We start from the raw sequence: 14,420 nt of genomic DNA, 5'->3' as shown, positions 1-14,420 counted from the left end.
TTCGCGCGGCGGGTTCGCGCGGCGGGTTCGCGCGGCGGGTTCGCGCGGCGGGTTCGCGCGGCGGGATCAGCGGCGCCCGTCTGCGCCTCATTCTCAAACCCGGCGGGGACGCCGGCCTGCTCTCGGGAGTGCTTGCCGCATACGCGTCGCGCCCCGACGCCCGCCGCGTGCACATCCTCTTCAGCGGCGCGATCGACCGGGTCGACTACCTGCGCGATGGGCGGGCCGACGTCGGGCTGTTGTACGTGCCGCTCGACGACCTCGACGGCCTGGCCCACGAGACGCTGCACGTGGAGGGCCGGGTCGCGATCCTTTCCGCCGGGCACCGCCTCGCGGGGCGGTCCGAGGTGCGGCTGGCCGACCTGGCGGGGGAGTCGTTCCCGCGGTGGGCGGACGCGGACGTGGACCGGGTTGCCCGGGCGACGGTCGCGGACGACGGGCCGGAGGTGGCCGACGTGGCTCAGCTGCTGCATCTGATCGCGGCGGGCCGGATGGTCGCCGTGCTGCCGCGCCCGCTGGTCGAACCGGTTCCGCTCGGGATCGTTCTCGTGCCGGTGGCCGAAGCTCCACCGGGCCGCCTCGTCATCGCCTGGCGTTCGCACGATCTCCGCCCGCTGGTCCGGCACTTCGTCGAGGCCGCGGTCGCCTCGATCCGGCGCCCGTAGGCGAACGGGGTGGTGGCGATACCCGAGCAGCGCCGCAGGAGGGCTGCGGCGCTGCGTCGAGGTGAAGGACGGTCAGAGAAGCTCGCGCAGCGACTCGATCAGCAGCCACACGCCGAAGATGACGAACAGCGCGGCCGCGCCGTACTTGATGGCCTTCTCCGGCAGGTGCCGGCCCAACTGGCGGCCGACGACGATGGCCAGGGCGTCCGCTGCGACCATGCCGACCGTGGAGCCGATCCACGTGGCGAACCAGCCGTGCTGGGTGGCCAGGGTGATGGTGGCGAGCATGGTCTTGTCGCCGAGCTCGGCCAGGAAGAACGACACGCCCACGGCGATGATCGCGGAGCGGGTCGTGCGCTCGGCCTTGCCGCGTTCCTCTTCCGTCAGGGTGTCGCCGCGCAGGGTCCAGGCGCCGAAGGCGAAGAAGGCCAGGGCGGCGACCAGGGAGATCCAGCCGGTCGGCAGCGCGGCGCCCAGGCCGTAGCCGATGCCCACCGACACCAGGTGCACGACCGCCGTGGCGATGGTGATGCCGATGAGGACCGGCACGGTGCGGAAGCGGGTGGCGAAGGTCAGCGCCATCAGCTGGGACTTGTCGCCCAGTTCGGCCACGAAAATGACGCCGAAGCTGAGGGCCAGGGCGGCGAGGAATGCGTTCAAGACGTACCTTCCCGGGACTTGGACCGCCGGGAGGTGAGGGGGGACGACCTCGACCCGGCCGTCCAGCTCGATACGAACAGCTGACAGCGAGGCCGAAAGTCTCGTCCGCTCCACAAGCGCGTCAACGCTGGTGAAGCCGCGCAGCCGGATGCGAGAGCACCAGTATGTCGACGGCGCAGTTGAGGACTACTCCCCTTCGTGCGCCTCCACCATAGCGGATCTCCAGGCGCGCGGAGAGTGAGCCGCGTCGCAGCGTGGCCGGGCGCCACAGGCACCCGGCCACGACATGACGACGGCGTGCTACTTGCGCTTCTCGGGCTTCGTGATGCGGTCGGTGCCGACCTTGTCCCGCAGTACCTCCGGAACCAGAACGGAGCCGTCGGGCTGCTGGAACTGCTCCAGGATCGCGGGGAAGATGCGGCTGGTGGCCAGGGCCGAGCCGTTCAGCGTGTGCACGAACTTGTTGTTCTTGGAGCCGGGCACGCGGTAGCGGATGCCGGCCCGGCGCGCCTGGTAGTCCCCGGCCCACGAGACCGAGGAGACCTCCTTGTACTTCCCGGTGCTGGGCATCCACACCTCGATGTCGATGGTCTTCTTCATCGAGGCGCTCGCGTCGCCGGCGGCCAGCAGCGAGCGGCGGAAGTGCAGGCCGAGCGCGTCGACCAGGCTCTCGGCGTAGTCGACCATCTCCTCGAGGGTCTTCTCGCCGTCCTCCTGGGTGGTGAACTGGAAGATCTCCACCTTGTTGAACTGGTGGCCGCGCACGGTGCCGCGCTCGTCGGAGTGCGAGCCGGCCTTCTCGCTGCGGTAGCAGGGCGTGTACGCGTACGCCTTGTGCGGCAGGTCCGCCGGGTCGAAGATCTCGTTCTGGTAGGCGCCCAGGATCGCCGTCTCCGAGGTGGGCAGCAGGAAGCGGCCGCGCTCGCCCTCCTCGGCGGTGATGTGGAAGACGTCGTCGTAGAACTTCGGGAACTGCCCGGCGGCGTAGCCGGCCGAGTCCAGCAGCAGGTGCGGCGGGAGCATGAACTGGTAGCCGGCCGCGAAGTGCCGGTCGATGAAGAAGTTGACAAGCGCCCACTCCAGGCGCGCGCCCCAGCCGGTGTAGATCCAGAAGCCGGAGCCGCCGAGCTTCACGCCGCGCTCGAAGTCGACGAGGTCGAGGTCGCTGGCCAGCTGGACGTGGTCGCGGACGTTGTCGATCTTCGGCGCCTCGCCGAAGACCTTGACAACCTGGTTGGCCTCCTTGCCGCCGGCCACGACGTCGTCGCTGGGCAGGTTGGGCAGCTCGCTCATCGCGGTGTCGAGGCGCCGCTGGGTCTCGGCCAGGCGCTCCTCGAGCTCCTGCAGGGCCGCCTTGGCGTCCCGGGTGGTCGGCTCGATGGCCTTGCCGGCCGCCTTGGCCGCGCCGAACGCGCGGGCCTCTTCCTTGCGGCGGGCCCGCTCGGCGTCGATCTCGCCGATCAGCTCGCGCCGCTGCTTGTCGAGGTCGGCGATCGCACTCAGCGCGCTGGACACCTCGGACGGGTCGAGCCTCTTGGACAGGGCGGCCTCTACCGAGGCCCGGTCCTTGCGAATCAACTCGATGTCGAGCATGCGCCGCGCACCTTCGTTTGAGATTGGGAGAAAACCCGGACTCTCAGGATGCTACCGGGCGCGTCGCCGCCATTTTCTCCACGGCGCCGATCACAAGGTCGATGCCGAAGTCGAAGTACCGCTCCGTGTCGGGCAGCGTCCGGTAGCTGTCGGCGAGGCGCACCATCTGCGGGTAACGCTCGGCCGGCAGGCTTTCCAGCTGCAGGCGCTCCTTGCGCAGCCACTCCTCGACCTGGTCGGGCGGCACCATGGCCGGGCAGCCGGGCTGCGCGGCGACCAGGCCGATGGCGGCGTGCAGCAGGTAGGAGGCGACCCAGTACCCCTCCTCGAGGGGGAACCCCGCCCGCTCCAGCAGCGCGAGCGCGTCGTTGGTGGCCCGGGTGAAGCTCTCCACGCCCTTCTTGTCCACCGCGTGCAGCAGGTCGGGCATGCAGGGGTGCTGGCGCATGGCCCGGACCAGGGCCTCGACCATCGCGCGCAGCTGGGCCGGCCACGGGTCGTCGGCGGTGCGGTCGGCCCGCACCTCGGACATCACGTGGTCGGTGAGGCCGAGTAGCAGCTCGTCCTTGTTCTTGAAGTGCCAGTACAGCGCCATCGGCGTCACGCCGAGATCCTGCGCGAGGCGGCGGATGGTGATCGCCTCCAGGCCCTCCTCGTCCCCGATGCGCAGGGCGCGCTCGGCGACGGCGGTCCGGGTGAGGCGATCGGCTGAGGTTTTCGGCGGCACTTGACAACTGTACACCGTATGGGTTCTCCTCTACAACGTACATGTACGACGTACAGGTACACCGTATAGGGGGAGCGCCTGACATGAGAAATCGCTGGTTGGCCCTGGTCGCCGTGGCCCTGGGCACCTTTATGACGTACCTCGACAACAACGTGGTCAACGTGGCCCTGCCGTCGATCCAGCGCGAGCTGCACCTGAGCATCTCGGGGCTGGAGTGGATCGCGAGCGCGTACATCCTGGTCTTCGCCGGCCTGCTGCTCGTCGGTGGACGGCTGGCCGACGTGGTCGGCATGCGCAGCATGTTCTTCGCCGGCCTCGGCATCTTCACCGCCGCGTCGGTGGCGGCCGGCCTGGCCGGCAGCCAGGAGATGCTCATCGGGGCCCGGGCGGTGCAGGGCATCGGCGCGGCGCTGCTCACCCCGACGGCGCTGGCGCTGCTCACCGAGCTGTTCCCGGACCCGAAGGAGCGCGGCGCGGCGGTCGGCATCTGGGGCGGCGTGGGCGCCCTGGCCCTGGCCATCGGCCCGCTCACCGGCGGCTACCTGAGCCAGCACGTGTCCTGGGGCTGGATCTTCCTGATCAACGCGCCGATCGGCGTGGCCACCGCGGTGCTCGCCGCGATCACGCTGCCGGCCGGGCGGCGCAGCGGCAACCGCAGCCTCGACCTGCCGGGCCTGGCCACCAGCGCGGTGGCGCTCTTCGCGCTGACCTACGCGCTCATCGAGGGCGAGTCGCGCGGCTGGACCTCGGGCGTCATCCTCGGCGCCTTCGCCCTGGCCGCCGCGAGCGCCGCCGCCTTCGTGTTCATCGAGACCCGCACCGAGCACCCGATGGTCGACCTGGCCTTCTTCCGGCTCCGGGTGTTCAGCGGCGGCCTGGCCACCATGGGACTGTGGGCCTTCGGCGTCTTCGGCATCTACTTCTTCACCGCGATCTTCCTGCAGAACGTCCTGGGCTTCTCCCCGACCGAGGCGGGCTCCGCGTTCGTGCCGATGGCGCTCGTCATGGCGGTCATGGCCACGGTCGCGCCCCGGCTGGAGGCCCGCTTCGGCGCCGGGCGCACGGTCGCGGCCGGCATGGCCCTGATGGGCGTGGCGGTCGGCCTGCTCGCCACCGTCGGTGAGGGCGCCGGCTACACCGACCTGCTGCCCTGGTTCCTGCTCTTCGGCCTCGGCGGCGGGCTGCTCGTCCCGCTGAACAACGTGGTGCTCTCCGCCCTGCCGCAGGCCCGGGCCGGCATCGCCTCCGGCATGCTCAACGTCTCCCGCGAGGTCTTCGGCCTGCTGGGCATCACGATCCTGGGCGCGATCCTGTCGAACCGGCAGAACGCCGCGACCGGCGCCCCGCTGCACCGCTTCCTGGCCGGCTACCAGTTCTCGCTGGTGGTGGCCGCGTCCCTGGTGGTGGTCGGGGTGCCGATCGCGCTGGTGGCGCTGCGCAAGATCAAGGCGCCGGAGCCGGTGGCGACGACTGTGACGCCGGAGCTTCAGCCGGCGTGAGACGGCACGGCGGGGGAGCGTCCACGGCGCAGTGCGACAGTGGGCGCTCCTTTCGCACGGCACCTCGGATCGTCAGCGAAGCGAGGACGCCGGCGGCCACGCACAGGGCGGCGCAGATCAGCACCGCCCGGTGGAAGCCGGCCGAGAGCAGGTCCGGGGTGTCGTACGCCGCCGTGGTGATCCCCGCCGCGGCCGGCAGCACCGCCACGGCGATGAGGCCGGCCGCCCTGGCCACGTCGTTGTTCACCGCCGAGGCCATCCCCGCGTGGGTGGCCGGCGCCGACGAGAGCGCGGTCGAGGTCAGCGGGGCGACGGTCACCGCCAGGCCGAGGCCCAGCACCAGTACCGCGGGCAGCACCTGGGTCAGGTAGTTCCCGTCGGCGTCGATGCGGGTGTAGAGCGCCATCCCGGCCCCGGCGATCACCGGCCCGACGCTCATCTGCAGCCGGGGCCCGATCCGCGCGGCCAGCGCGCCGGAGCGCGAGGACAGCAGCAGCATGACGATGGTCACCGGCAGCAGGGCGACCCCGGCCTGCAGCGGGGAGTAGCGGGCCACCTGCTGCAGCTGGATCGGCAGCAGGAACAGCGCGCCGCCCAGCGCGCCGTAGATGATGAAGGTGACCACGTTGGTCGCGCTGAACTGGGCCGAGCGGAAGACGCCCAGCGGCAGCATCGGGTGCGCGATGCGGGTCTGCCGCCACAGGAACAGCGCCATGAGTGCCGCCCCGCCGGCCAGCGCGCCGAGCACCCCCGGGCTGGTCCAGCCCAGCGCCTGGCCCTCGATGAGGCCGTACGTCACGCCGATCAGCCCCGCCGTCACCAGCGCACCGGAGAACAGGTCGACCCGCCCGCTGGCCTCCTCGTCGCGCGACTCCGGCACGTGCCGCCAGGCCAGGTACACCACCACGGCGGCGATCGGCACGTTGATCGCGAAGATCAGCCGCCACGACGACGCGCCCAGCCCGACCAGCCACCCGCCCAGGAACGGCCCGATCGCGGTGGCCACCCCGCCCAGCCCGGACCAGGCGCCGATCGCCTTGCTGCGGTCGTCGGGCCGGAACGAGGCCTGCAGGATGGCGAGGCTGCCCGGCGTGAGCAGCGCCGCCCCGACCCCCTGCAGGGCGCGCGCGGCGACCAGCACGCCGGCGGTGGGCGCGATCCCGCAGAGCACCGACGCGGCGGCGAACCAGACCACGCCGACGGCGAAGACCCGCCGCCGGCCGTAGCGGTCGCCGAGCGCGCCGGCGAGCAGCAGCAGCCCGGCGAGGCTCAGCGTGTACGCCGTCACCACCCACTGCAGTACCTGCAGCCCGGTGCCGAAGGAGCGCCCGATCGCCGGCAGCGCGATGTTCACGACGGTCGCGTCGATCGAGGCGATGCCGGACCCGAGGATGGTCGCGGTGAGCACCCATCGCCCGGCGGCGCTGGAGTAGGCGAGACGCTCCGACGGGGCAGTCATGCGCCCCACCATAGTTCGGCCGGCGCGTATGTTACGTTCGGGCCGCGGGCCGAGAGGCGCTGCGACGGATGGCACATCCGCCACGCTCGGGCCGCCCCACGGAACAAGGGCGCCTCCGAATCGGAGGGCGAATCGATGCGCGACCTCACTGCCTTCATCGCCGGCCTGCCCAAGGTCGAGCTGCACGTGCACCACGTGGGCTCGGCGACGCCGGAGACGGTGGCCCGCCTGGCCGAGCGCCACGCCGGCAAGACCCCGGTCCCGGCCGACCCGCAGCTGCTGGCCGAGTACTTCACGTTCACCGACTTCGCGCACTTCATCGAGGTGTACCTGTCGGTCGTCGACCTGATCCGTGACGCCGAGGACGTGGCCACGCTGACGTACGACATCGGCACGGGCCTCGCCGCGCAGTCGGTCCGCTACGCGGAGCTGACGCTGACGCCGTACTCCTCCATCCATCGGGGCATCCCCGCCGAGGCCTTCTGCGACGCCGTCGAGGACGCCCGCGCGCGGGTGGCCCGCGACCACGGCACCGAGCTGCGCTGGTGCTTCGACATCCCGGGCGAGGCCGGCATCCCGTCGGCCGACATCACCCTGGAGGCGGCGCTCAAGCAGCGCCCCGAGGGCCTGGTCAGCTTCGGCCTGGGCGGCCCGGAGCGCGGCGTCCCGCGCGAGTGGTTCGCCCCGCACTTCGCCGCGGCCCGCGCCGCCGGCCTGCGCAGCGCCCCGCACGCTGGCGAGTCGACCGGCCCGGAGACGATCTGGGACGCCCTGCACCACCTCGGCGCCGAGCGCGTCGGCCACGGCATCGCCGCCGCCCAGGACCCCGCGCTGCTGGCGCACCTGCGCGAGCGCGACATCGCGCTGGAGGTCTGCCCGACGTCGAACGTCTGCACCCGCTCGGTGCCGTCGCTGGCCGAGCACCCGCTGCCGGCCCTCGTCGCGGCGGGCGTGCCGGTCACCATCAACTCCGACGACCCGCCGATGTTCTCCACGACGCTCAACCAGGAGTACGCCGTGGCCGCGCAGCTGCTGGGCCTGGACGAGGCCGGGGTCGCGGACCTCGCCCGTCAGGGGGTGCGCTACTCGTTCCTGGAGGAGCCCCGCAAGGCCGCCCTCCTGGCCGAGATCGACGCCTACACGGAGGCGGCCACGAAGTAGGCCGGAGGCGGCGGCGGTACCGTGACCGGCATGCCGCTCGCCCTGGTGTACGAAACGCACGCGACCACCGTCGACAACGAGCTGGGGATCGCCACCGGCTGGCTGCCCGGCGAGCTGTCCGAGGCCGGGCTGGCGCAGGCCGCCGAGCTGGGGCAGCGGCGGCGCGACGACGGCATCGCGGCGGTGTACGCCTCCGATCTGGCCCGGGCGGTACAGACGGCGGATATCGCTTTCCGGGGCAGCGGCATCCCGGTGCGGCTCGACCGGCGCCTGCGGGAGTGCGACTACGGCGAGCTCAACGGCTGCCGGGTCGAGCGGCTGGCGCAGGAGCGCCCGCGGCACCTCACCGAGCCGTTCCCCGGCGGCCAGAGCTACGCCGACGTGGTGGCCGCGACGGCCGAGTTCCTGGGCGACCTGACCCGCGCCTTCTCCGGGGAGCGGGTCCTCGTCATCGCGCACTCGGCCAACCGCTGGGCCCTCGACCACCTGCTGCACGGCGCCGACCTGGCCGAACTGGTGACGGCGCCGTTCGCCTGGCGGCCCGGCTGGGAGTACGACGTGGCCTAGACGCGGGTCATGGTCACGTGCATGGCCTCGTCGGAGGCGACGAACCTGGTCGTGCGGTAGCCCGTCAGCCCGTCGTCCAGCAGGCGTTCGCCCCGGCCCAGGAGGATCGGGATGATCGACAGGTGGAGGGTGTCGACCAGGCCGGCGCGCAGGTACTGCCGGATCGTCGACACGCCGCCGCCCAGGCGCACGTCCAGGTCCCCAGCGGCGTCGTGGGCCCGCTCCAACGCGCGCTCGATGCCGTCGGTGACGAAGTGGAAGGTGGTGCCGCCCTCCATCCGGATGCTCTCGCGGGGCTCGTGGCACAGGACGAAGACCGGGTGGTGGTACGGCGGGTTCGGCCCCCACCAGCCCTGCCACTGCGGGTCGCTCGACCAGGGGCCGCGCACCGGGCCGAACATGTTGCGACCCATGATGGTGGCGCCCACGCGCTGCTCGCCGAGGGCCAGGAACTCGTCGTCGATGCCGGTGGTGCCGCCCTTGCCGCCGACCATGGCGAGACCCGTGGCGGTCTTGAACACCCACTCGTGCAGGCGCTCGCCCCCGGTGCCGAGCGGGTGGTCGAGGCTCTGGTCCGGGCCGGCGCCGAAGCCGTCCAGGGAGATGCAGAAGTTGTGGACGCGCAGCTGTGGCATGGTCGTCGGTCCCTTCGTCTCGGTCAGTCTTCACCAACAGATCGGAGCTGCGCGGCCCGATTCGACATGCGGACCCGAAGGGATCAGGGTCATATGTTTTTGACAATGGTTGTCATCACCAGAGAGGATGAGGCCCATGCGGCGGTGGTGGGCGGCGGTGGCGCTGGTGGCGGCGCTGGCCGGGTGCGCCGGCCCCGCCGAGCAGGACGACGGCCGGGTCCGGGTCGTCGCCGCGTTCTATCCGCTGCAGTTCGTCGCCGAGCAGGTCGGCGGCGACCGCGTGCGGGTGGAGAACCTCACCCGCGCCGGGGCCGAGCCGCACGACCTCGAGCTGCGCCCCAGCCAGCTGGCCGGGCTCGAGGACGCCGACCTCGTTGTCTACCTGCGCGGCTTCCAGCCCGCCGTGGACGAGGCGATCGACCTGCAGGACAAGGGCAAGACCTTCGACGTGGCCGGGGTGCAGCCGCTGCGCGACGCCGACCCGCACGTCTGGCTCGACCCGGTGCGGCTCGCGGCGATCGCGGACCGGACGGCCGAGCGGCTGGCGGCCGCCGACCCGGCCGCCGCCGACGCGATCCGGGAGCGGGCGCGGGCCCTGCACGCCCAGCTCCAGGAGCTCGACGGCGAGTTCCGCGACGGGCTGGCCGACTGCCGGCGGCGCGACGTCGTCACCAGTCACGAGGCGTTCGGGTACCTCACCGCCCGCTACGGGCTGACCCAGGTGGCCGTGACCGGGCTCAACCCGGACGAGGAGCCGGGGCCGCAGCAGGTGCGGGACGTGGCCAAGGTGGCTCGCGACCGCGGGGTCACCACGATCTTCTTCGAGTCGCTGGTCAGCCCGAAGCTGTCGGAGACGGTCGCGCGGGAGATCGGGGCGAAGTCCGCCGTGCTCGACCCGCTCGAGGGCGTGGAGGACGGCGAGACGTACTTCACGGTGATGCGGGCCAACCTGGCCGCGCTCCGCGACGCGCTGGGCTGCCGCTAGGTGCGGCGGCGACTGGCGACGGCGGCGGCCGCCGCGGTGCTGCTGCTGGCCGGGTGCACCAGCACCGAGCCGATGGCGGCGCGGCCGGTCCGGCCGGTGCCGAGCTTCGAGGACCGCAGCAACCACGACGGCACGTCGACGCCGGTCGCCGACCCGATCTATCCGGGCTACGGCAACCCCGCCCTCGACGTGCTGCACTACGGCCTGACGCTGAGCTGGGACCCGCAGTCGCGGGCGCTCACCGGCAAGGCGGCCATCCGGCTGCGGGCCGTGGTCGCGGTGCCGTCGATCCGGCTCGACTTCTCCCCGGCGTACACCTTGGGCGGCGCGACCGTCGATGACACGCCGGCGGCCGCGCGGCTGGACGGCGGAGACCTTGTCGTCGACCGGGCGCTGCCGGCTGGGGCGGTGGCCACGCTCGTCGTCGGGTACGCGGGGACGCCCGCCCCGGTGCCGATGCCGTCGCACCGCGGGGACATCGAGCCGCTCGGGCTTACCGTCACGGACGGCGGGGAGCTGTGGACGATGCAGGAGCCCTACGGGGCGTCGACCTGGTATCCGGCCAACGACCAGCCGTCGGACAAGGCGCTGTACGACATCGCGGTGACGGTGCCGGAGGGCTGGGCGGGCATCGCGAGCGGCACGCCGGCCGGGGTGCAGGGGAACACCTTCCGGTACACGGCGACCACGCCGGTGGCCAGCTACCTGACCACCCTCGCGGCCGGGCGGTACACGAAGACCGAGCTCACCGGGCCGCACGGGCTGCCGGTGCAGCTGTGGACCCGCACCGGCGTCGACGACAGCGGGCGGCTCGCGGCGCTGCGGCGCGTCCCGGAGTACCTCCAATGGCTCGAGGATCGCTTCGGGCGCTATCCGTTCCCGAGCGCCGGGGTGGTGGTCGTGCCGTCGCGGTCGGCGATGGAGACCCAGCAGATGGTGACGGTGGGCGGGGACGTGCTGCGCGACGCCGTGGTCGCGTCGAGCGTGCTGGTGCACGAGCTGGCCCACCAGTGGTTCGGCGACGCGGTCGGGCCCGCGACCTGGCAGGACGTGTGGCTCAACGAGGGCTGGGCCAGTTACATCGAGCAGCTGTACAACGGCAAGGGCGACCCCGGCGCCATGGAGCGCTGGGAGCGCGGGGCCCGGGCCCAGGACGCGGACCTGCGGGCCAAGCTCGGGCCGCCGGGGCACCCGCGGGCCGACAGCTTCGCGGAGAACAACGTCTACGTCTGCCCGGCGCTGCTGCTGCACGAGCTGCACAAGGCGCTCGGCGACGCCGGCTTCTTCGCGCTCGGGCGGGCCTGGGCGGCGGCGAACGCCGGCACGGCCCGGGACCGGGCGGCGTTCACCGCGTTCGTGAACCGGCAGACCGGGCGGGACTTCACCGCCCTGATCGACGCCTGGCTGGACTCGCCGACGACCCCGTCCTGAGGCCCGGTTCGCGCAGGGAACCGGCCTATTCGTGCAGGCCGCCGGCCACGACGTGGATGAACGCGGCCTGGACGTCGTCGGCGCTCATGGCGTTGTCGACGTACGCCCCCACGGGCTTGGCCAGCGCGTCCTTGAGCCTGTCGGCGGCGTCCTGCCTGTTCAGCACCACGATGCTGATGGTGACCGGCCGCTCCGGGTCCTTGAGCCCGCTGAGCTTCTGCACCATGTCGGCGACCGCGGCGGCGTTGGCGCTGTCCCTGCCGGCGTCGTCGGTGAGGATGAGGACCTGGTTGAACATGTCGTCGTGCCAGTCGTCGCGGACCGACTGGTAGCCGGCGACGATCGTGTCGAGCAGGCCCTGGCCGGCCCGGTGCGTTGTGAGCGCGTTGACCGAGCGGGTGAAGGCGGCCCGGGAGGTCTCGTCGAGCCGGTCGGTGGGCAGCAGCTTGCGGTACCCGCCGGTCTGGCCGGGACTGATCTCCCACAGGCCGAGCCGGGAGCCGACCGGCATGAGGTCCCCGACGACCCGGCAGCCGGCCTTGAGCACGTCGATCGGCTGCTGCTTGTTGCCCGGGGGAGGGCTGGAGGTCGACCCGGTGTTCGACCCGGAGACGTCGACGATGATGAGCAGGTTGCTGCGCCGGTCCTCGGGGTCCCAGGTGGCGAAGACGTGCTGCAGGTGGTGCGGTGCGAGGACCGGGAACGGCTCGGCGGTGGGCTCGGGCAGCACGGAGGCCCCGTCGAAGGGCGGCCGGGTCTGGCCGGGGCCGCGCAGGCCGGCGGCGTTGATCGCCTGACGGCCGTCGGTGGTGGTGAAGGCGGCGAAGAGCCGCCCGAGCGCCGCGCTCCGCTTCGGGTCGCGGGCGGCGGCGGCCGAGGGGAACCAGCTGTACCGCAGCAGCGCCGTGTGGTCGGCCCCGGCGAGGTAGACGCGGCCGGCCGGGGCGAGGTCCATGGTCGGCAGCAGCGCGTACTCGGGCACCAACCCGACCTCGCCGGCGGTCTCCGGGGTGGCGGCCAGGTTGTGGTTGACGGTGCGGGTCACCGCGAGGGTGGTGTTGAGCGCGAGCGAGGAGGCGTCCATACCGCGCTTGAGCCAGACGGCCTCGCCGACGGCGCCGGCCGCGACCAGTCCGTCGCCGGAAAGCGAGGGGTCGCGGACCACGAGGCGCACCCCGGTGTTCTTGTTGTCGAGCAGGTCGGACAGGGCGAGCCAGCCGTTGCCCTGCACCTTGATCTTCTCGGCGGTGGGCTGGTCGGTGACCATGAGGATCGGGCTGGTGGCCAGGGTGGCGCCGGCGGAGGTGTCGCGCTTCTCCAGGCTGTCCTTGTCGGTCGGCACCAGGGAGCCGGGCGCGGCGAGTGCGGCCCACGAGGCGTCGTCGGGGATCCACACGTCGGCGTTGAGCTGGCTGAGCTGGCCGGCCGCCGGGCGCCCGTCGGCGGTGGTGGTGTCGACCAGGATGCAGTCGGGGCCGGAGCGCAGGGTGCGGGCGGCGGCGGAGACGACGGTGGAGAACGAGGACGCGGTGATGACGCGCAGGGTGGTGGGGCAGTCGGTGCCGGCCTCGGCGCTGCCGCCGCGGTCGCGCCACACGTACCAGCCGGCGCCGGCCACGAGGGCGATGGCGAGCAGGAGTACGAGCCCGCGCAAGGCCGCCCCGGCGGTTCCCGCCTGCTGATGCTTGCCCATGTGCTGCACCATCCGCGCGCTGAGGTGGGGTGATGTGCGATGACCGCGGGCAAGTATGCCATCGATTGCGACGGATTCTGGCGATCGTCCACCTGTCGGCGGCGCTCATCGGCCGTTCAGATGGTGCATTCCACCCAGTTCAGGCGATCTTGGGAGCAGACGGTGACGCCGCCGACACGCATGGGTCGGCGGCGTCGGAAATCCGGCAGGCTAGCTGCGGGCCACGACCGTGTTGAGCACGCCGGTCGCGGGGGACCAGTCGGCGGAGACGACGGTGGCGCTGTGCGCGGCCAGGAGCTGGATGCGGGCCTGGGCCTGGGCGGTGGTCGGGTTGGTGGCGTCGATGGCCGGCGAGACGGACGACGCGTCGGTCATCACGAGCAGATAGTGGTTCGCGTTGTACCACTGCGTGTCGATCGAGCCGTTCATGTACGTCGACGCCGAGCCGTCGAAGACGACGAACCACGGCCGGATGTCGGTCTCGCTGTAGCGGGTCCGGGGGTCGCCCGCGGCCGCGTCGAGGACCGCCGGGAACGCCTGCGCGCTGCCGATGCGCCCGGCGGCCTTGAGGTCGCGCAGGTAGCGGCCGTACTCGACGTCGGTGGCGAGGTTGTCGAACGGGTTGCCGCGCTCGAACGTGCCCGGGATGATCTCGATCATGACCTTGCCGGCCAGGGCGGCCCGGGCCGGCCAGTTGTCGGCGCGGGCCGCGGCGTCGAGGGTGGCGGCGGAGCCGAGCAGGTCGGCCGGCTTGAACACCTTCGCGCCGAGCTTGCTCGCGACGAGGACGTCGAAGTCGGCCGGGCCGAGGCCGTAGCGGCTGTCGAAGCCGGCCTTCATCTCGATCTTGAGGTGCAGCGGGGCGTGGCCCGGGTGGGCGTCGCTCCAGATGCGGATGTCGTCGAGGCAGGCGCCGAACTGCTGGTCGCGGGCGCCGGTGCGCAGCTGGGCGGCGGTGGTCGCGGCGGTGCAGTTGTTGCTGGTGCCGAAGAGCTCGTGGTTCACCCGCCAGCGCTTGGTGAGGGTGTCCACCCAGATGTCGAACTCCAGCAGTGACACCCCGGTGTCGAGGGCGTCCGCCAGGTAGGCGAACTTCGCCTTGTCGTACGTGTTGTGCACGCCGACGGCGGTGGTGTGCGAGAGCTTGAGGTCGGTGGGGGCGGCGGCATGGGCCGGGGTCGCCGCGGCGATGGTGACGGCGGTGACGAGCGTCGCTACAGCGACGTCGATCGATGACTGCGGGCGCATGGCCAGGACCGTATCGACATTCTTCGACATGATGGAAGCCCATGGGTGAACGCCGATGAAACGATCATCCACTGTGGACGAAGTAAACACCCGGTGA

General features: G+C 72.2%; 13 protein-coding genes. 6 read left to right on the top strand and 7 right to left on the bottom strand.

The annotated features are described in order from the left end of the window. A partial coding sequence (locus ABD352_RS14825; protein ID WP_344612916.1) for a LysR family substrate-binding domain-containing protein occupies positions 1–665 on the top strand: 665 nt, incomplete at its 5' end. 72 nt (positions 666–737) lie between these two features. Here the strand turns inward: ABD352_RS14825 and ABD352_RS14820 are convergent. The 3 genes from ABD352_RS14820 to ABD352_RS14810 all read right to left on the bottom strand — a co-directional run bounded on the left by ABD352_RS14820 (position 738) and on the right by ABD352_RS14810 (position 3,645). Beyond that, complete coding sequence (locus ABD352_RS14820; protein WP_344612915.1) at positions 738–1,325, bottom strand: TMEM165/GDT1 family protein; 588 nt, start codon at positions 1,323–1,325, stop codon at positions 738–740. A gap of 300 nt (positions 1,326–1,625) precedes the next feature. Then, positions 1,626–2,918 carry a serine--tRNA ligase gene (gene serS, locus ABD352_RS14815; RefSeq protein ID WP_344612914.1) on the bottom strand — a complete coding sequence of 431 codons (1,293 nt, stop codon included), beginning with the start codon at positions 2,916–2,918 and terminating at the stop codon, positions 1,626–1,628. 43 nt (positions 2,919–2,961) lie between these two features. Continuing rightward, complete coding sequence (locus tag ABD352_RS14810) at positions 2,962–3,645, bottom strand: TetR/AcrR family transcriptional regulator (protein WP_344612913.1); 684 nt, start codon at positions 3,643–3,645, stop codon at positions 2,962–2,964. An 83-nt stretch (positions 3,646–3,728) separates the two neighbouring features. On the opposite strand from ABD352_RS14810, the gene ABD352_RS14805 reads away from it, so the two are divergent. Continuing rightward, complete coding sequence (locus ABD352_RS14805) at positions 3,729–5,144, top strand: DHA2 family efflux MFS transporter permease subunit (RefSeq protein WP_344612912.1); 1,416 nt, start codon at positions 3,729–3,731, stop codon at positions 5,142–5,144. On the opposite strand, the gene ABD352_RS14800 is transcribed toward ABD352_RS14805, so the two are convergent. After that, complete coding sequence (locus ABD352_RS14800) at positions 5,089–6,603, bottom strand: MFS transporter (RefSeq protein ID WP_344612911.1); 1,515 nt, start codon at positions 6,601–6,603, stop codon at positions 5,089–5,091. The two genes, ABD352_RS14805 and ABD352_RS14800, sit on opposite strands and share 56 nt — an antisense overlap. 135 nt (positions 6,604–6,738) lie before the next feature. On the opposite strand from ABD352_RS14800, the gene ABD352_RS14795 reads away from it, so the two are divergent. Both ABD352_RS14795 and ABD352_RS14790 read left to right on the top strand, forming a co-directional pair. Then, positions 6,739–7,764 carry an adenosine deaminase gene (locus ABD352_RS14795; protein WP_344612910.1) on the top strand — a complete coding sequence of 342 codons (1,026 nt, stop codon included), beginning with the start codon at positions 6,739–6,741 and terminating at the stop codon, positions 7,762–7,764. Positions 7,765–7,794: 30 nt separating this feature from the next. After that, positions 7,795–8,331 carry a histidine phosphatase family protein gene (locus ABD352_RS14790; protein ID WP_344612909.1) on the top strand — a complete coding sequence of 179 codons (537 nt, stop codon included), beginning with the start codon at positions 7,795–7,797 and terminating at the stop codon, positions 8,329–8,331. On the opposite strand, the gene ABD352_RS14785 is transcribed toward ABD352_RS14790, so the two are convergent. Continuing rightward, entirely contained in the window at positions 8,328–8,966 is a 639-nt protein-coding gene (locus ABD352_RS14785) for a dihydrofolate reductase family protein (RefSeq protein ID WP_344612908.1), read from the bottom strand. The genes ABD352_RS14790 and ABD352_RS14785 overlap by 4 nt on opposite strands. Before the next feature lie 136 nt (positions 8,967–9,102). On the opposite strand from ABD352_RS14785, the gene ABD352_RS14780 reads away from it, so the two are divergent. Together ABD352_RS14780 and ABD352_RS14775 are read left to right on the top strand one after the other, a co-directional pair. After that, positions 9,103–9,951: a metal ABC transporter substrate-binding protein gene (locus ABD352_RS14780; protein WP_344612907.1), complete on the top strand. Its 849-nt coding sequence runs from the start codon at positions 9,103–9,105 to the stop codon at positions 9,949–9,951. Then, positions 9,952–11,382 (top strand): M1 family metallopeptidase, encoded by a 1,431-nt coding sequence (locus ABD352_RS14775; RefSeq protein ID WP_344612906.1) that lies wholly within the window; start codon positions 9,952–9,954, stop codon positions 11,380–11,382. Positions 11,383–11,407: 25 nt separating this feature from the next. Here ABD352_RS14775 and ABD352_RS14770 read toward each other — a convergent pair whose 3' ends face one another. Continuing rightward, complete coding sequence (locus ABD352_RS14770; RefSeq protein ID WP_344612905.1) at positions 11,408–13,075, bottom strand: substrate-binding domain-containing protein; 1,668 nt, start codon at positions 13,073–13,075, stop codon at positions 11,408–11,410. 210 nt (positions 13,076–13,285) lie between these two features. Next, complete coding sequence (locus ABD352_RS14765; RefSeq protein WP_344612904.1) at positions 13,286–14,323, bottom strand: phosphatidylinositol-specific phospholipase C domain-containing protein; 1,038 nt, start codon at positions 14,321–14,323, stop codon at positions 13,286–13,288. Between the last annotated feature and the right edge of the window lie 97 nt (positions 14,324–14,420).

The sequence above is a fragment of the Dactylosporangium salmoneum genome (genome assembly GCF_039532525.1).
Taxonomy (GTDB): domain Bacteria; phylum Actinomycetota; class Actinomycetes; order Mycobacteriales; family Micromonosporaceae; genus Dactylosporangium; species Dactylosporangium salmoneum.
This window is presented reverse-complemented; position numbering and strand designations above follow the sequence as displayed.